The organism is Candidatus Corynebacterium faecigallinarum, from assembly GCF_052264515.1.
Taxonomy (GTDB): domain Bacteria; phylum Actinomycetota; class Actinomycetes; order Mycobacteriales; family Mycobacteriaceae; genus Corynebacterium; species Corynebacterium faecigallinarum.
Map to the genome: position 1 here is coordinate 103660 of NZ_JBQQOC010000009.1, position 19356 is coordinate 123015.

General features: G+C 67.4%; 21 protein-coding genes and 1 riboswitch. Of the genes, 12 read left to right on the top strand and 9 right to left on the bottom strand.

The genetic code is table 11. The annotated features are described in order from the left end of the window. The first annotated feature begins 100 nt into the window (after positions 1-100). Both ACTXPP_RS06760 and ACTXPP_RS06765 read left to right on the top strand, forming a co-directional pair. Positions 101-562, top strand: coding sequence for a PH domain-containing protein (locus tag ACTXPP_RS06760; RefSeq protein WP_443341457.1), 462 nt, complete (start codon positions 101-103; stop codon positions 560-562). Beyond that, complete coding sequence (locus tag ACTXPP_RS06765; RefSeq protein WP_443341429.1) at positions 559-2103, top strand: PH domain-containing protein; 1545 nt, start codon at positions 559-561, stop codon at positions 2101-2103. Before ACTXPP_RS06760 ends, ACTXPP_RS06765 begins: the two co-directional genes overlap by 4 nt. Here the strand turns inward: ACTXPP_RS06765 and ACTXPP_RS06770 are convergent. Beyond that, positions 2060-3388, bottom strand: a complete 1329-nt coding sequence (locus tag ACTXPP_RS06770) for a glycosyltransferase 87 family protein (protein ID WP_301495339.1) — start codon at positions 3386-3388, stop codon at positions 2060-2062. The two genes, ACTXPP_RS06765 and ACTXPP_RS06770, sit on opposite strands and share 44 nt — an antisense overlap. Before the next feature lie 119 nt (positions 3389-3507). On the opposite strand from ACTXPP_RS06770, the gene ACTXPP_RS06775 reads away from it, so the two are divergent. The 3 genes from ACTXPP_RS06775 to ACTXPP_RS06785 all read left to right on the top strand — a co-directional run bounded on the left by ACTXPP_RS06775 (position 3508) and on the right by ACTXPP_RS06785 (position 6214). Further along, positions 3508-4251, top strand: coding sequence for a sulfite exporter TauE/SafE family protein (locus ACTXPP_RS06775; RefSeq protein WP_301495341.1), 744 nt, complete (start codon positions 3508-3510; stop codon positions 4249-4251). A gap of 123 nt (positions 4252-4374) precedes the next feature. After that, positions 4375-4797 carry a DUF4259 domain-containing protein gene (locus ACTXPP_RS06780; protein ID WP_301495342.1) on the top strand — a complete coding sequence of 141 codons (423 nt, stop codon included), beginning with the start codon at positions 4375-4377 and terminating at the stop codon, positions 4795-4797. 82 nt (positions 4798-4879) lie between these two features. Further along, complete coding sequence (locus ACTXPP_RS06785; RefSeq protein WP_301495344.1) at positions 4880-6214, top strand: MFS transporter; 1335 nt, start codon at positions 4880-4882, stop codon at positions 6212-6214. On the opposite strand, the gene moeB is transcribed toward ACTXPP_RS06785, so the two are convergent. The 5 genes from moeB to ACTXPP_RS06810 form a co-directional block, all read right to left on the bottom strand. Then, positions 6208-7410 carry a molybdopterin-synthase adenylyltransferase MoeB gene (moeB, locus tag ACTXPP_RS06790; protein WP_301520795.1) on the bottom strand — a complete coding sequence of 401 codons (1203 nt, stop codon included), beginning with the start codon at positions 7408-7410 and terminating at the stop codon, positions 6208-6210. The two genes, ACTXPP_RS06785 and moeB, sit on opposite strands and share 7 nt — an antisense overlap. After that, complete coding sequence (locus ACTXPP_RS06795; RefSeq protein ID WP_301495348.1) at positions 7407-8219, bottom strand: thiazole synthase; 813 nt, start codon at positions 8217-8219, stop codon at positions 7407-7409. Before ACTXPP_RS06795 ends, moeB begins: the two co-directional genes overlap by 4 nt. A 4-nt stretch (positions 8220-8223) precedes the next feature. Continuing rightward, the gene (gene thiS, locus ACTXPP_RS06800; RefSeq protein ID WP_443341431.1) at positions 8224-8445 is read right to left on the bottom strand and encodes a sulfur carrier protein ThiS; all 222 of its coding nucleotides are present in this window, start codon (positions 8443-8445) and stop codon (positions 8224-8226) included. Next, positions 8442-9722: an FAD-dependent oxidoreductase gene (locus tag ACTXPP_RS06805; RefSeq protein ID WP_301495352.1), complete on the bottom strand. Its 1281-nt coding sequence runs from the start codon at positions 9720-9722 to the stop codon at positions 8442-8444. The genes thiS and ACTXPP_RS06805 overlap by 4 nt, the downstream gene beginning before the upstream one ends. Then, positions 9707-9819: riboswitch (TPP riboswitch) on the bottom strand. (Overlaps the previous gene by 16 nt.) Positions 9820-10026: 207 nt before the next feature. Continuing rightward, positions 10027-10446, bottom strand: coding sequence for a hypothetical protein (locus ACTXPP_RS06810; protein WP_301524854.1), 420 nt, complete (start codon positions 10444-10446; stop codon positions 10027-10029). A gap of 194 nt (positions 10447-10640) precedes the next feature. Here ACTXPP_RS06810 and ACTXPP_RS06815 point away from each other — a divergent pair, with 194 nt between their 5' ends. Together ACTXPP_RS06815 and ACTXPP_RS06820 are read left to right on the top strand one after the other, a co-directional pair. After that, a complete protein-coding gene (locus ACTXPP_RS06815; protein ID WP_443341433.1) occupies positions 10641-11042 on the top strand; it encodes an SDR family NAD(P)-dependent oxidoreductase in 402 nt (133 codons plus the stop codon). Continuing rightward, entirely contained in the window at positions 11039-11488 is a 450-nt protein-coding gene (locus ACTXPP_RS06820; protein ID WP_443341434.1) for an SDR family oxidoreductase, read from the top strand. Before ACTXPP_RS06815 ends, ACTXPP_RS06820 begins: the two co-directional genes overlap by 4 nt. 46 nt (positions 11489-11534) lie before the next feature. Here the strand turns inward: ACTXPP_RS06820 and ACTXPP_RS06825 are convergent, their stop codons facing one another. From ACTXPP_RS06825 to ACTXPP_RS06835, 3 genes are all read right to left on the bottom strand, one after another. Beyond that, positions 11535-12491 carry a DUF1648 domain-containing protein gene (locus ACTXPP_RS06825; protein ID WP_443341435.1) on the bottom strand — a complete coding sequence of 319 codons (957 nt, stop codon included), beginning with the start codon at positions 12489-12491 and terminating at the stop codon, positions 11535-11537. Further along, positions 12488-12841, bottom strand: a complete 354-nt coding sequence (locus ACTXPP_RS06830) for a GntR family transcriptional regulator (RefSeq protein WP_443341437.1) — start codon at positions 12839-12841, stop codon at positions 12488-12490. The genes ACTXPP_RS06825 and ACTXPP_RS06830 overlap by 4 nt, the downstream gene beginning before the upstream one ends. Positions 12842-13092: 251 nt before the next feature. Next, entirely contained in the window at positions 13093-13755 is a 663-nt protein-coding gene (locus tag ACTXPP_RS06835; protein ID WP_443341438.1) for an NAD(P)H-binding protein, read from the bottom strand. A gap of 138 nt (positions 13756-13893) precedes the next feature. Between ACTXPP_RS06835 and thiE the strand changes: the two genes are divergently transcribed. From thiE to ACTXPP_RS06860, 5 genes are all read left to right on the top strand, one after another. Continuing rightward, positions 13894-14667 (top strand): thiamine phosphate synthase, encoded by a 774-nt coding sequence (thiE, locus tag ACTXPP_RS06840; RefSeq protein ID WP_443341440.1) that lies wholly within the window; start codon positions 13894-13896, stop codon positions 14665-14667. A gap of 174 nt (positions 14668-14841) precedes the next feature. Then, on the top strand, positions 14842-15663 hold the full coding sequence (locus tag ACTXPP_RS06845) for a hypothetical protein (protein WP_443341442.1): 822 nt from the start codon (positions 14842-14844) through the stop codon (positions 15661-15663). An 81-nt stretch (positions 15664-15744) separates the two neighbouring features. Further along, on the top strand, positions 15745-16590 hold the full coding sequence (locus ACTXPP_RS06850) for a hypothetical protein (RefSeq protein WP_301497213.1): 846 nt from the start codon (positions 15745-15747) through the stop codon (positions 16588-16590). A gap of 351 nt (positions 16591-16941) precedes the next feature. Further along, positions 16942-18108 carry an acyl-CoA dehydrogenase family protein gene (locus tag ACTXPP_RS06855; RefSeq protein ID WP_301497215.1) on the top strand — a complete coding sequence of 389 codons (1167 nt, stop codon included), beginning with the start codon at positions 16942-16944 and terminating at the stop codon, positions 18106-18108. 12 nt (positions 18109-18120) lie between these two features. Next, entirely contained in the window at positions 18121-19299 is a 1179-nt protein-coding gene (locus ACTXPP_RS06860; protein ID WP_443341445.1) for an acyl-CoA dehydrogenase family protein, read from the top strand. Positions 19300-19356: the final 57 nt, after the last annotated feature.

The following is a 19356-nucleotide window of genomic DNA, read 5'->3' on the forward strand; positions in this document are numbered from 1 at the left end:
GACAGCCTGTGCCACACTGTGAGGCATGACAGACAACGTGACCGGAGGGGTCCGCAGAGACACAGTGGACACAGTGGCCACCCCGGTGTCACTCGACTCGATGAACGCCGTGGCGAAGGGTTATGTTCCGGCCACCTTCCTCGCCAACCTGCCCTGGACGATCATCCCGTTGATCGCCAGCGTCGTCATCGCCGTGCTCGTCGACGGCATCTGGTCGACAATCCTGTGGATCGCCGGCGGTGTCCTGGTCGTCCTGCTGCTGTGGCTGCTGTGGCTGATCCCGGTCCAGGCAGACCGCCGACGTTGGCTGGAGACCGAGGACGAACTGCTGGTCACCCGTGGGCGACTGTGGCGTCGGTTCACCGTGGTGCCCTATGGCCGGATCCAGTACGTCGATGTCACCGCTGGCCCGGTCGAGCGCCTCTTCGGGGTCAAGCGGGTCAAGCTGCAGACCGCCTCGTCCACCAGTGACTCCGAGGTGGTCGGCCTGGCTGACGCCGACGCTGATGCACTGCGCGACCGTCTCGCCGTCGCCGCCCGCGAGCGGATGAGCGGGCTGTGAGCGAGCGACCCGGGGGTGAACAGGTGTCCACCGACACCGGGGTGACCGACCCGGCGGTCACTGAACCGCAGTGGCGGCGCGTCCACGCCCTGAGCCCACTGCTGCGGATGTGGGCGGTGGTGATCGGTGTCGTCGCCGTGGTGATGTTCCAGCAGTCCGACCTGATCGTCTCGGCATGGGAGGCACTCGGCAGGTCCTCGCTGCCCTCCGTGCTGGTCGTCGGCGGGATCGTCGCGATTTTCCCCGTGGCCTTCGCACTCGGTTGGCTGGTGTCGCTGCCGTGGTGGCGGGCGACCGGGTACCGGGTCACCGGGGAGGAGATCGCGGTGCGCCGCGGGGTGATCTCCCGGCAGCTCAGGACGGCCCGTTTCGACCGGGTGCATGCCATCGACCTCGTGGAACCGTTGGCCGCGCGGTTGTTCCGGCTGGCCGGGGTCTCGGTGGAGACCGCCGGTGGTTCCGATTCCGCGGTGACGGTGGAGTACCTGCCACGGGCGGACGCCGAGGAGCTGCGGGCCTCCCTGCTGCACCTGGTCAACGGCACACCCGACGACGCAGACGACCGACTCGAGGGTACAGGCGGTACAGCGGGCACAGTCGACACAGCGGATCCGGCCGCTGTGATCGTTGCCCCGATCCCGATCTCCCGGTCCATTGCCGCGGCCGCCCTGTCCGGGGCCACGGTCGGTGTGCTCATCGCGGTGGTCGTCGCGGTGGCCACACCTGCTGGCCTGGCACTGCTGGTGCCGGTGGCCATCGGTGTGGTGCCGTGGCTGTGGGGAATCCTCAACACCAGCTGGCGGTTCACCGCCCGGCTCAGCGGGGATGTCCTCGGGGTGACTTTCGGACTGACCGAACGCCGACGCCAGTCGGTGCCGCTGGGCCGGATCCACGCCGTGGAGGTCTCACAACCCATGATCTGGCGACTACTGGGCTGGTGGAAGGTCAAGGTCGACATTGCCGGCTACGGTGCCGAGGACGGTAAGAGCGGGTCCACCACCACGCTCCTACCGGTCGGTGGCCTCGACCAGACTCTGCGTGTCCTGACCTTGCTCGCCCCGCTGTCGGCCTCCCAGGTCACCGACCTGGCTCACCCGGAGGGGATGAGGGAGAACCCGGGCAGCGAGACAGGCGGGGTCAGCGGGGCGGGTGAGACCAGCGAGATCGTGGTCTACCGCAGCCCCGACTCGGCACGCTGGGTTTCCCCGGTGGACCGCACCCGCCAGGGGATGACGCTGGTGGCCGAGCACACGGAGCCGACCCAGCCGACCCAGCCGACCCAGCCGACCCAGCCCCAGTGGCAGGCGGTGATCTCCCATCACGGACGGCTACGTCGTGTGGTCTCGGTGATCGCCCCGGCGCACATCCAGGAGTTGAGTCTGCGTCGTGGTCCGCTCCAGCAGCTGCTCGGACTGTCGGGAGTTCAGCTGGACCTGGTACCGGGACCGGTGACGATGACCGGACGCGACCTCGTCGCCGCCGACGCCGTCGACCTGGTCACCCGGCTGCGGTCGCGGGTGCTGCCCGGCCGGACGCACTGAGCGTCCACCCGGCGCAGACCACCGCCAGCACTACCACGGTGATGGAACGCAGCGTGAGCACCACCGTGGCCCCGAGATCAGGGGCGGAGGAGAGCAGCCCGTCGTAGAGCAGCGGGTAGACCATCGCCGTCAACGCGGCGAGGAGCAGCACCAGCCCGGACACCGCCAGGATCCACCGTCGCGTCTTCCCGGTGAGGACCAGCAGGTCGACTGCGGCGACCGGGGCGAGCCAGACGATGTACTGGGGCGAGAAGACCTTGTTCGTCGCGATCACCAGGACGGTCAGCAGCAGGACCGAGGCCAGCACGAGGGTGGGCGTCCAGTCGTCACGCACCAACCGGACCACCGCCCAGGCCGCGGCGGCGAGGAGCATCACAACCTGTGCGACGGTGGCGACGGCGATGGCGGCGTCGGCCCCGGGCCCGGTGATCTCGTAGGACTTCGACGCGGCATAGCCGATCTCCCACGTTCCTGCCGTCGACGGATCGCGGTAGGACGCGATCGCCGCGGCGAGCATCAGGGGAGTGGCGGCCACTGACTCGATCTGCAGGCCACGGTCGCCCTGATAGGTCAACGGGGACACCAGCCGGTCCACCGACCCGGCCGCCACGACCAACAGACACAGCGCGGCCAGGGAGACTGCGAATACCGCGACCCGCACCCAGGTCGACCGGCGACGCCAGCCGCCGATCAGTACCGCACCCAGCACCCCAGGCCACAGTTTCATCATCGTCGCCGTCGCCAGCAGGGCCGGGGCCAGATGTCGGGCCCGGGAGTTGGAGAACAGCAGCCAGACGGCCCCGGCGATCACCAGACCGAGGAAGAGATCGAGTCGGGTCACCACGATCGGGCCGGAGACGGCGATGAACAGAATCCAGAACCACACCGCGGTGGCGGTGCCCCGGACCTTCCCCCGCCACCACAACAGGGCCGCGAAGACCGCGGAAGTGAGGATATTGAGCAGGATGAACCCGGCAATGAACCGGGACTCCGCAACATCGGTCAACTCTGGCCCGGTGAGGAGGTGCACCAGTTTCACCGGCCAGGTGCCCACCTCCGGGTACTCGTCCATCGCACCGTCCATCTGCCCGGTCATGCCCCACCGGTAGTAGCGGACGTCCCCCAGGGCTTCCCCGTCGTGGCTGACCCAGTACACCGGGATCACGTGGGCGACGACCCAACCGAGTGCCACCACGAGTGGGTGCGACATCCAGCGGGCGACACCGCGCCGGGGCGACGGCGGCGCAGTAGGCGTGGTGGGTGGTGGGGACGCGGCGGGGCTCACAGTCGGCGATTCTAGCCGTGGGGCACCGCTGCGCGCGGAGACGTCAATAGTGCCGCGGACAGCACGTGGGCAGCACACCAGCCGGCCGCTTGTTTTCAGGAACATATAAGGTGGGGGCAGTGGACATCGTTATCCTGGTCTTCGTGACCATCCTCATCGGGTCGTGCATGCAGCGGGTCTCCGGGATGGGGGTCGGACTCCTCGGTGCCCCGGTGCTGAGTATCGTCATGGGCCCGGTGGACGGGGTGATGGTCATCAACGCACTGGCGGCGGTCAATGCCGCGCTGTCCACCCTGTCTGTGCGGAAGGACGTCGACTGGCGGAAGTTCGCTCTCATCGGTCCGGTGATGGTCGTCGGGGCAGTGCCCGCAGCCTGGCTGATCCACTCCATGTCCCTCCCGGGACTGCAGCTCGTGGTCGGTGTGCTACTGGTCATCGCCCTGTTGATCACCACGGTGGGGCTGAAGTTCGTGCCCCTGGCGACGGGGCCGGCACCCGCGGTGGTCACCGGTGCCGTCAGTGGTTTCACCAACACCCTCTCCGGGGTCGCCGGTCCGGTGATCACGGTGTATGCCCAGGCCGCCCGTTGGGACCAGCGCAGCTTCGTCGCGACACTGCAGCCCTTGTTCGTCGTCTCCGGTGTGGTCAGCTTCCTGATTAAGTTCCTCACCGACGCCGGTGACATCTCCGGCCAGCCCTGGGGGATCTGGCCGGGAGGTCTGCTCGCCATGGTCATCGGTATCACCATCGGCGCCCGCCTGTCGGGACGGGTCGACCGGGACAAGGCCAGGAAGCTGTCCCTGGCCGTCGCCGGGGCTGGCGCTGCGGCGGTGCTGGTCCGCGGAGTGGCCGGCCTCGTCTGACTCTGCTGTCAGGACAGGAGCTGCTGGTCATGGTGGTATTCTCGGCGATCAACTGCAACAACCACCTACAACAAACACCGGAAACAAATAGCGAGAGCGGGCAACGCCATGGGCGTCTGGGAGATGGGACCTTTCGACAACGACGACGCCGGTGACTGGGTCTTCGGCTTCGACGACTCACCGGTCGACGAGCGGCTGGCATTCATCGACCGCGCCTTCGCCGCTGTCGCGGGCGAGGCCGACGACGGCTACATCGAGATGGACACCAGCACCCCGGCGGTGGCCGCAGCCGCGGTGCTGGCGGCGTTGGTCGATCCGTCCTACGAGATCGACTCCTCGTACGGGCCACACAGTCTTGCCGAGACCCGGGCCGCTGATCTCACCCTCGACCAGGGGATCCGTGATCGTGCTCTCGCCGCGCTCGACCAGGTCCGCGGCAACGGGGACGTCGAGTCCGAATGGGTTGCCCTGTGGTCGGAGGGTGGCGTCCTGGACCAGGCGCTCGCCCCGCTCGACACGATCGCCGCAGTATTGTGCGACAGGTGAACAAGTTAAGAGGTCAGGCGGTAAATTGGTGACCCACCTCTCGGTCTGACCACAGGACCTACAGGGGCTAAGGTGGGGAGTCATGCCCGCTTCACCAGACCCCTCCGCGACACCTCACCAGTCGGTGGGGCGCGCGTCCGACGCGTTGAGCGGTCGCGCCCTCGCCGTCTGGGGCGCGGCCGTGGTCGCCTACATCCTGGCGATCACTGGCCGGACCTCCCTCGGTGTCGCCGGGGTCGAGGCGATGGACCACTTCAGCATCGACGCCTCCCGCCTGGCGGTGTTCACCTCGGTGCAGGTCGGGGTCTACGCCTGCGCGCAGATCCCGATGGGGATGCTCATCGACCGCTTCGGCCCACGCCGGATGCTGGTGGCCGGCGCCCTGCTGATGGGGATCGGACAGGTTCTGCTCGGGGCGACATCGTCCTACCCGGTGGCGATCATCGCGCGGGTAATCGTCGGAACGGCGGACGCCACCGCCTTCCTGTCGGTGATGCGGATCCTGCCCGCCTGGATCCCGATGCGCAAGACCCCGGTGTTCACCCAGCTCACCGGCGGGTTGGGCTATGTCGGACAGTTCATGTCGGCGGTGCCCTTCACCCTGCTGCTGCACTCACAGGGCTGGACGGTCGCCTTCGCCAGCCTGGGTGGTTTCGGCGTGCTCGTCGCCATCCTGGTCTGGCTGGCAGTCGCCGACACCCCGGACCCCACCCCGGCAGGACAGACCGGCCAGACCGGCACGACCGGTGCAGTAGCAGCCCGGCCGAGTATCGGGACGACCCTGTCGGTGGTGGTGCGGCACCCGGCCTGCTGGATCGGGTTCTTCGTCCACTTCACGCTGATGAGTCAGATCGTGTTCACTCTGCTCTGGGGAAAGCCGTTGATGACCCTGGGCATGGGCCTGTCCGAGGCGCAGGCTTCCACCGTGCTGGTGCTCAATATGGCCGTGAGCGTGGTGGTGGGGCCGTTCGCCGGGATCATCTCCGCCAGGGCCGGACGCAACCGCTCGCTGGTCACCCTGGTGGCGACCGTCCTGGTCGCGGCCAGTTGGGTGGTTTTCTTCCTGCCGGACGCCCCGCGTGGCTTCGCCGCGATCCTCGCGCTGAACATCATCCTGCCCGGGCTCGCTCCGGTGGCGAACTACGGCTTCGACACCGTCCGCGAAGAAGTGGACCGCCGGTTCACCGCCACGGCCACCGGCCTGTCGAACATGGGTGGATTCCTGGCGGCGATGGTGGCCTCACAGCTCGTCGGCCTGGTGCTGGACTTCTCGGCCGACGGCGACACCTACACCTGGGGTGACTTCCGGGTCGCCTGGTGCGCCCTCGGGGTGGTCTGGGCGCTCGGCATCGTCGGCCTACTGGTCAGCCGGGTGAAGATGGTGCGCTGGCGCGACGCCAAGGCGGCTGATCAGTAGGTCGGAAGGTCCGGATGCAGGTTATGCACCCAGGCCAATACGCCGCCAGCCAGATGCGCGGCGTTCTCCTCCCGGGTGCCGAAGTAGGACGCCACCGCGTCCAACGCCTGTTCCGAGCGGCTGCCGGCCTTGCAGTGGAAGACCACGTCGCGGCCACGGGTGGCGTCCGGCAGTGCCTCGGCGCCACGGTCCTGCAGCTCGGCCAGTGGGACGGCGAGCGCACCCGGGATGGACACGATCTCGCGCTCCCAGGGCTCACGGACGTCGACCAGTACAGCACCAGTGTCCAGCCGGGACTGCAGCTCCTCCGGTGAGACGGTCGGGTAGGCCCCTGCACCCGTTGCCACGGCGCATGCGTCACCGACACCGTCGTTCACCGCGGTGACCAGCGGAGCGTCCGGATCCGGGAGGATCGTCAGTTCGCGGAAGGTCATCGCCATCCCGTCGTGGATCAGCAGGCGACCGAAGAGCGGGCTTCCGGTGCCGTTGATCAGCTTGATCGCCTCGGTGACCATCAGCGAGCCGATGGTGCCGGGCAGCGCGCCGACGACCCCACCGGCGGCGCAGCTGGGCACCTCGCCGGGGGCGGGGGCGTCCGGATGCAGGTCACGGTAGCTGATGCCGTCGTGGCCGGGGCCGTTGGCGAAGACCGACAGCCGTCCGTCGAAACGCAGGATCGAGCCCCAGACACACGGGGTGTCGGTCAGGGTGCAGGCATCCGAGACCACGTAGCGGGTGGCGAAATTGTCCGCCCCGTCCATCACCAGGTCATAGGCGCCGACGATGTTCACGGCATTGTCCGCGGTCAGGCGGGTATGGTGCTGCTCCACGGTGACCAGCGGGTTGATCCGGGCCACCGCGTCAGCCGCGGACTCCACCTTGGCCCGACCGATGTCGGACACACCGTGGACCACCTGACGCTGGAGGTTCGACACATCGACCACGTCATCGTCGACGATCCCGATGGTGCCCACCCCGGCGGCGGCCAGGTAGTGCAGGGCCGGGGAACCCAGCCCGCCGGCACCGGTGACCAGCACGCGGGCGTTCTTCAGCCGACGCTGACCCTCATGTCCGATGTGCTCCAGGGTGAGGTGGCGGGCGTAGCGCACCAGCTCGTCCCGGGTGAGTTCCGCAGCGGGCTCGACGAGCGGGGCGAATGGGAGGGACTTCGGCGATTTCGGCGACTCTACGGTCACAGCGACTCGGCCTCCCGGCTGGAACCGGCGGCGATACGTCCCTCCATCGGGGAGGACGCCAGTGCCCCGTCGGCCAGGCCGCGCTTGGGGATGCGTCCGGCATGCCGGGCGAGATGTCCCGCCGTGACGGCATGGCGCATGGCGGTGGCCATCGCCGCCGGGTCCTGCGCGCGGGTCACCGCGCTGGCGAGCAGCACACCGTCGCAGCCCAGCTCCATGGCCTGCGCGGCATCGGAGGCGGTGCCGACCCCGGCGTCGAGGATCACCGGGACCGAGGCGCGGGCGCAGATCAGCTCGATGTTGTGCGGGTTCAGGATGCCCAGCCCGGTTCCGATCGGCGAGCCCAGCGGCATCACCGCGACGGCACCGGCGGACTCCAGGGCCAGGGCGACGGCCGGATCGTCGGAGGTGTAGGCGTAGACCTCGAAACCGTCGTTGGTGAGCTGTTCGGTGGCGTCGACGAGTTCCACGACATCCGGCAGCAGTGTGCGGTCGTCGGCGAGGATCTCCAGCTTCACCCGGTTGGTGCCCAGCGCCTCACGGCCCAGCTGGGCGGTGAGCAGGGCGTCGCGGCTGGTGTAGCAGCCGGCGGTGTTCGGCAGGACGTCGATGCCCAGCTTGTTGAGCAGTCCGAACAGGGAGGTGCCGGTGGAGGGGTCGAAGCGGCGCAGCGCCACGGTGGTCAGCTGGGTCCCGGAGGCGGACAGCGCGTCCTCCAACACAGTCATCGAGGTCGCCCCGCCCGTGCCCATGATCAGGCGGGACTGAAGGGTGGTGGAGCCGATGGTGAGTGAATCTGTGGCGGTCACGGTCTTAGCCTCCCTGCATTGCGGTGATGATCTCGATCTCGGCGCCCTCGCCGAGCACGGTCGTGGTCCAGCGGCTGCGCGGGACGACCGCGGAGTCGTGGGCGACGGCGACACCGACCTGGTCGTCGTCGGGGGAGTGCCCGGTGACGTCGGTGACGATGTCGGCGACGGTGGTGGTGTCGGCGACGGTACGGGGGTCGCCGTTGACGGTGACGGTGATGCTCATGAGGTCCTCGCTGAAGATGCTGAAGATACTGAAGATGCTGCGAAACGGTTGGGGTCGGTGGCGGCCAGGATGGCCTGGTCGGTCGCTGTGGTGGCTGGGGCGCCTGCGGCGTCTGGGGTGCCGGTCACCAGTGATGCGGTGAGGCGTCCGCCCAACGGGGCCAGCAGGACGCCATGGCGGGAGTAGCCGGTGGAGACGACCACCCCGTCCACCCCGTCGAGGTGTCCGATGTAGGGCAGGTCATCGGGAGTGCCGGGCCGGGCACGCGCCAGGATCTCGGTGAGTTCCAGCTCCGCGGCCCCCGGGACAAGCACCTGGGCATCGCGTAGCAGCTGGTAGGCCCCCTCCAGGGTGACCCCGTCGAAGCCGTCCTCGCGCTCGGTCGCGCCGATGACGATCTTCCCGTCCGTGCGCGGTACCAGGTACACCGGACGGCCGTCGACCAGTCCGCGGATGGTGCGCTCGATCAGAAGTGGGTGGTCGGGTTTCAGCCTGGCCCGCAGGATGTCGCCGTGTACCGGACGCAGTTTCACACTGGCGGCCTCGGGAAGCCCCTCGATGCTGTCCAGTGACAACCCGGGGCACAGGACAGTGGTGTCCGCCTGCAACTCGGTGTCGTCGTCGAGGCGTACCCCGGTGACCCGTACGGCGCCCTGGTTGGCGCCCTGGTTGGCGACCTGGTTACTGTCCAGACCGGCACGCAGCACCGACATGACCCGCTGCTGGACCAGACTGCCCTGCGGCGAACCGGGTTCAGACGGCGCGGTGAAGGCCTCGATGAGGGCGGGGATGAGCACCCGTGGATTGACCTGGTGGTCGTCGCTGACCAGGAATGCCCCGGAGATCGAGGGGGAGAGGGCGGGTTCGAGCCTGCGGGCCTGTCGGGTGGTCAGCTGCTCGACCTGCATACCGCTGGCCCGCTGCAGATCGGCGAGGTCGGCGAAAGCGCCACGGTCACCGCTGTGTGCGCCGATGTCGAGGGTCTCGGTGTCGCGGTATCCCACCGGGTGGCCCACGGCGTCCTCGAGCTCGGCGATGAACCCCGGGTAGGCCGCCGCCGAGGCGACCATGAGCTCCCGCATCGTGTCGTGCTGGTAGACGACCTCACTGACCGCGGCGATCATCCCGGCGGCGGCATGGCTGGCGCCGTTACCCGGGGTCGGGTCCACGACGGTGACGGTCTGACCTGCACGGCGTAGGTTCCAGGCGGTGGTGAGTCCGGCGACTCCCGCGCCGACGACGATGGTGTCGGCACCTGTGCCAATGGCTGGCTGCATCTTTTCCTCCGGCGGCATGATCCGCATCAGGTGTGAACGGTCGGCCGGTGCCCCGGCCCTCTCAGCCCCGGTGTCAGGGGCTCCCGCAGTGCTGTTCTCGCTGGGTTCTTTGTAACTACTATTCCACTGCCTATTTCACCACACAGGCACTGGACGCTTCGATGTCGGACCCCGGTGTCGGACAGGTGGGATCACCCGGTGTCGGACAGGTGGGACCATTCGATGGGTTTTCGCCCCAGGAACGACGATCCATCCCACCTTTCGGACATCTCATGTGGTGGCAGGTGTTCAGGGAGCCAGGGAATCAGGGGTGGTGGTCGCCCAGGTGGGCAGTGATTGCTTCTACCGCAGCATCTGCCTGGGCGTTGTCGATACAGGAGACCTCGACAATCTTCTCGTCGTGCAGAATGATCCGGAAGCCAGGCCCGCTCTGGGTGATCAGTCCGGTTCCCTGGATGCTCTTGCGCCAGCCCCAGCCTCCCCAGTCCCAGATGTTGACGGCGACAGGGGCGACGGCCTCGATGTCGGAGTAGGGGACCGTCTGTCGTGGGACGCCTACCCAGGTGCTCACGTGGAAGCCTTCGTTGTCGACCCGCATCCGCCACACCGGGGCAGTGGCGGCGAAGGCGATGACGGCAAGGACCGGAACGGTGAACCACCAGGGGGAGTCGGAGATGATGAGGAGTACGGCAGCGGCCAGCAGTGAGCCCACAATGAGCACCATGACCGGCCACGTCAGCCTGTTCCAGGCGGACCATGTTTGCGAGGTTGTCGGAGGGGTCGAAGCAGATCCCTGGTGAGATGCCGTCATGATTCCGCCGTTGCCTCGGTTGTCGGTTGTCGGTTGTCGGTCGTCGGGGGGGAGAATGCCCGATGCTACCAGCTCGCAGGCTTCTGGATCGCGCGCATGCTGGAGGTATGAACACCGACACAGCCATCATCACCGGAGGAGCCGGCGGCATGGGACTGGCTACCGCCAGGAAACTCGTCGCTGACCACACGATCGTGCTTACCGACGTCAACGGTGACAAGCTCTCTGCAGCAGCCGAGACTCTCGCCGCAGACGGAATCGAAGCACGCACCGTCGTCGCCGACATCACCGACCGGGACAATGTCCGTGAGCTGTTCACCGAGGCAGAACGCTTCGGTCACGTCCGTGCCGTGGTGCATTCGGCCGGGGTGAGTCCGCAGATGGGGGACGCCGAGTTCATCGTCCGTGTCAACGCCGTCGGCACCGTCAATATCGCTCGGGAGTACCTTCGCATCGCAGAGGAGGGGGGGATGCGCTGGTCAACGTCGCCTCCATCGCCGGTCACATGACCCCGCAGGCCCTGCAGCCCACCCGGACTTATGCCAAGGCGCTCACCGACGTGGATGCTCTCGCGGCCAAGCTGGTGAAGGGGACGCGGATCGCACCGGAGGCGTCGCGACCCGGCATGGCCTATTCCAGTTCCAAGGGGTTCGTGATCTGGTACTCGGCGAAGATCGCCGCGGAGTTCGGCGCGAAGGGCGCCCGTGTCCTGTCGGTGTCCCCGGGGTCCTTCGACACCGACATGGGCCAGCTTGAGGAGGACCACGGCTTCGGGAAGATGGTCGAATACGCGGCACTGAAGCGCTTCGGGACGCCGGACGAGATCGCCGCCGTGCTGGCCTTCGCCGTGGGGCGCGACGCAGGGCACCTCACCGGCACCGACATCCTCGTCGACGGCGCCAACAAGGCCGGCCTGGGAGTCAAAGTCATGATCGACATGGCCCGGAGCCAGTAGGAAGGCTTTTTCCGCACGTGCGCACTTCATCGCGCGCATTCCCGCGCTAGCTGGAGATGTGCACCCCGTAGTGTTCCAGTACCGCGAGGCCGCGCCGGGCATCGTCACAGTTCAGTTCGATCGTGTGCCGATTGGTCCGGGTGATGCGGATACCTGGCCCTGACTTCGTGATGAGGCCGGTACCGCTGCCGTTGAGGCGCCAACCCCAGCCGCCCCACTCGCCGGGCCGGATCGTCACGGGCTCGGCATGGCTGATCTCGTCGAAGGGGACAAGTGCCTTCGGGATCCCGAGTAACGACCGGTAGCTGAACCCCCGGGAGTCGACCCGGATTCTCCACATGCAGGAGCCCAGGCACGCGACGACGATGATCGCGACGAGGAGGGCCACCGACCACACCGGTACCCCGCTGGCGAGACACAGGATCGTGGTTCCGACCGTCACCCCCACAATGAACACCTGCACCCAGGTCCCCATGATTTCGGTGCGGAACCACACCACCGACGCATTCTCCGGTGCATTGATCTTCCCGGTGGTCTGGTCGATCTCGACCGGTTCGTCCGTTAGATCATCGTCAATCACCGATCGACCGGCCACCACAGCGAGTACGACAGCGATGAGGACGGGGAGAACTGCCGCCCACCAGATGGTCGAGGTGCTGATCCGGGCGGCAGCGGCATCAGTCAGCCCCTGTTGGTCCACGAAGATCCGCACCTGAAGGGTCATCACCAGTGCCACCGTCCAGCCGAGTATCGCCGCATTGGTTCGCGCGGCGCGGGGTGTGCTGAATCCGCTGCGGGTGAGGGCGGCGAAGACGAGCAGTGTCCCCAGCGAGAGGCCGGTGAGTAGGAGGATGGCCGAGGCGGGGGAGGAGAATCCGTTTGCCGTTCCGTCGCCGGACCAATGGATGGCCATCGGGTCCGGGACATTGGCGGCCAGGATCGAGGCCCACACACACGAGCCGAGAATCAGGCCGGCGAGCGGAATGCTGACGCGTCGGGTCATGACAGGCCCTTCTCGTTGAGCATGGCGGTGATCCGGGACAGGGGGACTCCTTGCTGATCTGCCAAGGAGGCCAGTTTCGCCACGGCATCAGTCACCAGGTCTGTGCTGGTGTCGGAGTCCAGGACGATTGCGCCACGACCACGGCGCAGCTCGATGGCACCGTTGTCGCGTAGTTCGCGGTAGGCCTGCAGGACGGTGTTGCGGTTGAGGTCGAGGGAGTCGGCCAGTTCTCCGGCCGTGGGAAGTTTCTCGCCGGCCGGGATCTGCCCGGAGCCGATCTGGTCGGAGACCTGCCGGACGATCTGCCGGTAGATCGGAGACGCGTCCGAATGGTCGATGACGATGAGCATGACTCGAGCATAGAGAAACTAGTACAACTAGTGCAAATAAGATCGACTATACGGCCTGCGGAATGCCAAGTGGTACGGCTTTCAGCCACCGGCACACTGTGACTCCCGCTCCCGGGTGGCGACAGGGGGTTGAAACCACCCGGGAGCGGGAGTGAGAGGAGTTCAGGTGAGGTTCGGGGATGGTGGAGGCCGGTGCGAGGGGCAGTGGAGGCCACAGCGGGTCAGTGGCCGCCCCTCGCGGGGAACTACACCTAGATCTCGCTGACCGGACGCTCACCGTCGATGAACTCGACCGTGCGGTTCTCCGGCAGGTTGTCGCGTCCGGCGAACTCGGTGATGACATCGGCGACGAGGTCACGGGCGGTGGTCCACTGCTCCCGCGGTACATCGGCACCGACAGGGGCCCACCCGGTGGCGGTCTCCTCGGTCAGCGCGGCCGGGCCGAGGATGAGGTACTCCAGCCCCTCAGTGGAGTTCAACCGCTCATCCACGGTCTTCTTCGCGTCGGCGTAGGCGAAGAAGGAGTCCTCCTCCGGGACGCTGTGCTGGGTAGCCCCGGCGTAGGACACGTTGATGTAGCGCGGGGTGGTGCCGGACGCGGCGAGGCGCTCCAGGGAATCCACCACGGCCAGGGCTGCGTCCCGGTCGACGGCGTAGGTCACGTCCTGGCCACCGCGTCCACCATTGCCGGCGGACCAGACGACCACGTCGAAGCGGCCGAGCAGATCGTCCCACCCTGCGGCGTCGAGGGTAGTGACATCCTGGACCAGCGCGTTGGCCCCCAGCGACTCGATCGCGGGAACCTGGTCGGGGTTACGGATCAGCGAAGTGACCTGGAAACCCTTGTCCACCAGCTTCGGTGTTGCCAGCAGGCCGACCTTGCCGTGGCCGCCGATGATGAGAACGTTCGTCATCCTTGTCCTCCTGTATGAGGTTGCGAGAGATCTACGGGTGTACGTGGGGCACAACGGCTCGGGGGCGGACACTATTCCGGACGCCTTCTCCGGGCACCTCCTCTGGGCGCCCCTGTGCGGTGACTAGCATGGCTCCCTATGGACCACCGTTTCCCCGGGGTAGCCTCCAGCGCTTCCGCTGCCACCGACTCAGCCGACCGTCAGGCCACACGTGTCTCCCGCGTCGCCCAACTGGAGGACGCACGGCTCTATCTGTGCACCCCCGCACGGGCCCTGCAGGGCGACCTGCGCGACTTCCTGCACGCCGCCTATGACGGTGGGGTGGACATCATCCAGCTGCGGGACAAGGGGCTCGACACCAGCGCGGAGATCGCCGCGTTGGAAGTGCTTGCCGAAGTCGCCCGCGAGCACGGGAAGCTCTTCGCCGTCAACGACCGGGCAGACGTCGCCGCCCTCGTCGGAGCCGATGTCTTCCACGTCGGGCAGGACGACCTGACCATCGCCCAGGCACGCACCCTGCTCGGCCCCGAGGTGCTGCTGGGATTGTCGACCCATTCGCTGGCCCAGGCTCGTGCGGCGATGCAGGACGCCGACCTGGACTACTTCTGCACCGGCCCGCTGTGGGAGACCCCGACAAAGCCGGGGCGTGCCGCAACAGGGCTGGAGCTGGTCAGCGAGACTGCGGCAATGCTGGCTGCGGCGGACGACCCTGCCCAGCGGGACAAGGTCTGGTTCACCATCGGCGGGGTCAATGTCGAGACTCTCCCGCAGGTGCAGGCGGCGGCGCAGGCAGGGGCACACGCCGCGCCGGGGGCGGGGGAAACCACGGTGCGTGCCGTGGTCGTCCGACCGATCACCGGGGCGGTGGACCCTCGCGCCGCAGCAGCAGAACTCACGGCGGTACTGAGGTAGCGCATGGTGCGAGGGGGTCCGGTGTGGGCGTGAGCGTGAGGGACACCGCTACGGAACCTTCCGCCGAACTTTCGCGTCAGGCTGCACTAACCCGTAGGCTCGTCATGTGATTCATTCGCGTGGTCGGCGACCGGAGTCGTCGGCCGCACAATACTCTCCAAGGAGTTCTCTTCTATGTCGCGCAGGACACTGCAGACCGGGGCATTCGCCCTCATACTGGCCACCGGGACGGTACTGACGTCGTGCTCCTCCGACAGTGACGACGCCGCGACGACCGGTTCAGCGTCGGAGTCGTCCGCCACCGCCTCGGACAGTTCCACCGCGCAGGAATCGTCTGGGGCCCCCAGCTCGTCCGAGAGCGACACTCCGTCCGAGAACCCCGACGCCAGCGAGGCTTCGGAGACCGACGCATCCGAGCGTGCCGGGACCGACACCAATGAGCCGGTCGACCTCAACGCCGCACTACTGGGGCCCGATGATGCCCCGGCCGGATTCACATTCGCGCAGAATGAGGGTGGCGACACCGAGATGCCGGAGGGGACCGTGGAGATGCTCAATGCGATGGACTTCGAGCCGGCACACTGCAAGGACGTCCTGAACCAGCGGCTCCAGGGCGAGGCCACCGACACCGATGCCCGGACCACGAACTACGTCCGGGGTGAGGAGGCATCCATCCTCGTCGCCGTCTCGCCCGGCACCGACACCGAGCCCAATGACTGTGCCAACATCTCGGCCAACGGTAAGGCCCAGGAGATCCCGTTCAGCATCACCACCACGTCGAAGGACGTTCCGGTGACCGTCAACGGTGCCGAACAGGTCAGTGGGACCTCGATCGACACCACCATCGGCATCGGCCCACAGAAGACCACTGCCACGCAGACCAGCGTCAACGGTGTGGTCAACGGTGTCAGCTTCACCGTGATGGGTGGCGGCGACGTCGATCAGGCGACGCTGGTCAGCGTCGCCGAGGCGCAGGCCCAGCGGCTGGAGGGCTGAAGCACTACTATCAGGAGGGAAACTGACGTGATTCCCTCCGCGCTCGTCGACGGCGGAGCCTGACGAGAGGTACCCGCAATCATGAGCAACACCATGTCCGCGTCACGCTGGCGCGTCCGTCGCCCTGTGGTGGCGATGGCGACCGCCACGGTGACGGCATTCTCCCTGGCGGCGTGCTCTGACGATGACTCGGGCGATGGCTCCGGGAATGACTCCGCCGACGGCACCGCCGTCGCCTCCGCAGGCTCCGATGCTGACGCTGCGGAGTCGCCGGTCGACCTGTCCGCCGTGATCCTGACCGGGGACGACAGCCCCGAGGGCTATGCCTTCGCCGGTGACCCCTTACGGATGCTCGGGGAGGCTCAGGAGGACTTCAACAGCGCCATCGCCGACATGATGGGACAGTTCACCTGGGAGCCCGAGGAATGCGCTGAAGTGATGGGTGGCGCGATGGAGGCCTTGGGTGGCAACCAGGAACTGCTGGACGTATCCCGTGGCGCGGCGTTCATGTCCGAAGAGATAGGTGACATGGAGGACATGCTCGCCGACCCGACGGCGACGGCAACCCCATCTTCCTACAATGTGGTGCTCTCCCCGGATGCGGATGCCCCGGAACTGCCTGACCAGGATGCGTGCCGGGAGGTGACCGCAACCCTGGACATGGAAGGGGAGACGTTGGAGATGAGGTTGACCACCGAGGACTGGGACCTGGAGGGGATCGAGGTCGATGGGGTGGATGACCTTTTCACCACCCATTCCACCGGGACGCAGTCCATGATGGGCCAGGAGATTCCGGTGGAGGAGTACAACGCCACCGGTGTCGTCAATGGTGTGCGTGTGAACGTCACCAGCCAAGGGGACGTCGATCCAGCCGTCCTGGCCGAGCTGTTCGCCCTGCAGGTCGAGCGGGTGAGCGCAGCAGCGTAGCACCACACAGACACCACACAGAAAGGAAGACCTCCGGAGTAACCGGAGGTCTTCCTTCGTGTCCAGTCGTGGGCGGCGCAGTCGGTACTGCGGTGCGCCGAGCCCCGAGACCAGCCCCGGCCGATTTCGCTGACCGGTGTCCCGGCCGATGTCGACGGTGGCAGCGTCGGTCATGTGAGGTCAGCCCAGCATTTTCGATCGGTGGCGAAAGCGCGTCTCACACGGGGGTGATTGAACCGAACTTCAGCCGGAAGTTCTCCAGGTGTTGACGCGGCTAGGTAGGCTCACCAGGTATCCCCCGTGGCAGTGACGAAGAACACCTGCCGCATGACAACGTGAGGAGTAACACGGATGAATCTGGAGCTCACAGCGGAGGAGATCGCGTTCCGCGACAACCTGCGCGCCATCTTCCGGGAAGTCCCGGAAGAGATCCGCAACCGTTACCGCGCTGGCCAGGTCACCCGCCAGGACATCATCGACTCCCAGCAGGTGCTCAACAAGCACGGCGTGGCCGTTCCCCACTGGCCGGTCGAGTACGGCGGACAGGACTGGACCCCGACCCAGTCCCACATCTACACCAATGAGCTCCAGCGGGCCGGCATCCCCGAGCCCCTGCCGTTCAACACCGGCATGGTCGGGCCCGTCATCGCCCACTTCGGCAGCGAGGAGCTCAAGGACCGCTTCCTCGCCAAGACCGCCAACCTCGACATCTGGTGGTCCCAGGGCTTCTCCGAGCCCGGCGCCGGCTCCGACCTCGCGGGCCTGAAGACCACCGCGGTCCGCGACGGTGACCACTACGTCGTCAACGGCCAGAAGACCTGGACCACCCTCGGCCAGCACGGTGAGTGGATGTTCCTCCTGGCCCGCACCGACCCGACCGCCGACAAGCCGCAGAAGGGCATCTCCTTCCTTCTCGTCGACATGGAGACCCCGGGCATCGAGCGTCGGCCGATCCGGCTGATCGACGGCTCCGTCGAGGTCAACGAGTTCTTCTTCACCGACGTCCACATCCCGGTCGAGAACCTCGTCGGTGAGGAGAACAAGGGCTGGACCTACGCCAAGTTCCTCCTCGGCAACGAGCGCAACGGCATGGCCCAGGTGGGTTCCAGCCAGCGTATGTACACCGCCCTGGTCTCCGCCGCCGCCGACCGTGAGGTCGCCGGTCACAAGGTCATCGAGGATCCGGAGTTCCGCAGCCGCCTCTACGGCGTCAAGCTGCGCCTCACCGCCCTCGAGGCCACGATGCTGCGCGTCACCGCCGCCAGTGAGGGCGGCAAGCCCTCCCCGCTGTCCTCCCTGCTGAAGATCGAGGGCAGCCGCATCCTCCAGGAGCTCAACGACCTGGCGGTCACCGCCCTCGGGTCCGACGCCGTGGAGATCACCGGTGCCCCTGCCACCGCCGAGGACCACGACGGCGACCCGATCGTCGAGTACCTCAACAACCGCAAGGTCTCCATCTACGGCGGCACCAACGAAGTGCAGGCCGGCGTCATCGCCAAGGCAATTCTCGGACTCTAGGAGGTCAGAACAATGGATCTTTCACTCAATGATGAACAGCAGATGCTCGCGGACAGCGTCCGTGATCTCTTCTCCTCCACCGATGGAGACCCGACCGCCGGGGGAGAGGCCCCCGAGGTTGCCCTCGAGTTCCGCCGTGACCTCTGGACCCAGGCTGCTGAGATGGGCCTGACCGCCCTGCCGGTCGGCGAAGACTACGACGGTGTCGGTGCCGGCATCGCCGAGGTCTGGGCCACCACGAACACGCTGGGCACCCTCGGTGCCCCGGAGCCGCCCACCGACGCCGCCTACGTCCCCTCGTGGATCATCTCCGACCTCGGAACCGAGGACCAGAAGAAGGAGTGGCTCGCCGGCATCTCCGCCGGTGAGGCCGTCGTCCCGTTCGCCCACGCCGAGACCGGTACCGGCTGGGAGGCCGCACGTACCGCCACGGTCACCGGTGGCGCACTGACCGGAGCCAAGCGTGCCGTGGTGCTCGCCGACAATGCGGACGCTTTCCTGGTCACCGCCGTCGCCGACGGAACCCCGGGCGTCTTCCTCGTCGCCGCGGACGCCGACGGAGTCTCCGTCGAGATCCACCGCGACGCCGAGTGGGTCCGCACCGGTACCGTCACCTTCGACGGCGCTGCTGCCGAGCGTCTCGGTGACGCCGGTGCCGAGACCGTCGATGCGTCCCTGCGCCGCGCCGTGGCCCTGGGACGCATCGCCCAGGGTGGACGCGCCGTCGGCCTCATGGAGACCGCACTGAAGACCACCGTGGAGTACCTCAAGGTGCGTAAGCAGTTCGGTGTCACCCTGAACCGCTTCCAGGTGCTGGTGCATCGCGCCGCCCAGATGTACTCCGACGTCGAGCTGGCACGCTCCACCTCGCTGTGGGCCACCGCCGTCGCCGAGGCTTTCCCCGGCACCGTCGACACCCTCTCCACCGAGGACCTGGACACGCTGACCCGCACCGCCCTGGACTCCCACAACTTCCTGCTGGGACAGGCCCGCACCATCGCTGAAGAAGCGGTGCAGCTGCACGGCGGTATCGGTGTGACCTACGAGGCCGCCATCAGCCACTACGCCGCCGCACTCACCGGCTTCCGCCAGATCTACGGCGGCGAGCTCGGGGCCCGCAGCGAGGGCATCGCGTCCTCCTCCCCGGAGAACGCCCCCAGCGCGCTGCTGGACAACGCCCTGGTGCCCTGAAGTTTGGGGCTGATGGCCTAGTGTGATCCCGTCATTTCTGAGACTGATGTGGACGGG

Coding starts and splice junctions, on each gene's coding strand:
- ACTXPP_RS06760 (WP_443341457.1), top strand. CDS start 101: ATGAACGCCGTGGCGAAGGGTTATGTTCCGGCCACCTTCCTCGCCAAC.
- ACTXPP_RS06780 (WP_301495342.1), top strand. CDS start 4,375: ATGGGACCTTTCGACAACGACGACGCCGGTGACTGGGTCTTCGGCTTC.
- ACTXPP_RS06785 (WP_301495344.1), top strand. CDS start 4,880: ATGCCCGCTTCACCAGACCCCTCCGCGACACCTCACCAGTCGGTGGGG.
- thiS (WP_443341431.1), bottom strand. CDS start 8,445: ATGAGCATCACCGTCACCGTCAACGGCGACCCCCGTACCGTCGCCGAC.
- ACTXPP_RS06805 (WP_301495352.1), bottom strand. CDS start 9,722: ATGCAGCCAGCCATTGGCACAGGTGCCGACACCATCGTCGTCGGCGCG.
- ACTXPP_RS06810 (WP_301524854.1), bottom strand. CDS start 10,446: ATGGTGCTCATTGTGGGCTCACTGCTGGCCGCTGCCGTACTCCTCATC.
- ACTXPP_RS06815 (WP_443341433.1), top strand. CDS start 10,641: ATGAACACCGACACAGCCATCATCACCGGAGGAGCCGGCGGCATGGGA.
- ACTXPP_RS06820 (WP_443341434.1), top strand. CDS start 11,039: ATGACCCCGCAGGCCCTGCAGCCCACCCGGACTTATGCCAAGGCGCTC.
- ACTXPP_RS06825 (WP_443341435.1), bottom strand. CDS start 12,491: ATGACCCGACGCGTCAGCATTCCGCTCGCCGGCCTGATTCTCGGCTCG.
- ACTXPP_RS06830 (WP_443341437.1), bottom strand. CDS start 12,841: ATGCTCATCGTCATCGACCATTCGGACGCGTCTCCGATCTACCGGCAG.
- ACTXPP_RS06835 (WP_443341438.1), bottom strand. CDS start 13,755: ATGACGAACGTTCTCATCATCGGCGGCCACGGCAAGGTCGGCCTGCTG.
- thiE (WP_443341440.1), top strand. CDS start 13,894: ATGGACCACCGTTTCCCCGGGGTAGCCTCCAGCGCTTCCGCTGCCACC.
- ACTXPP_RS06845 (WP_443341442.1), top strand. CDS start 14,842: ATGTCGCGCAGGACACTGCAGACCGGGGCATTCGCCCTCATACTGGCC.
- ACTXPP_RS06850 (WP_301497213.1), top strand. CDS start 15,745: ATGAGCAACACCATGTCCGCGTCACGCTGGCGCGTCCGTCGCCCTGTG.
- ACTXPP_RS06855 (WP_301497215.1), top strand. CDS start 16,942: ATGAATCTGGAGCTCACAGCGGAGGAGATCGCGTTCCGCGACAACCTG.
- ACTXPP_RS06860 (WP_443341445.1), top strand. CDS start 18,121: ATGGATCTTTCACTCAATGATGAACAGCAGATGCTCGCGGACAGCGTC.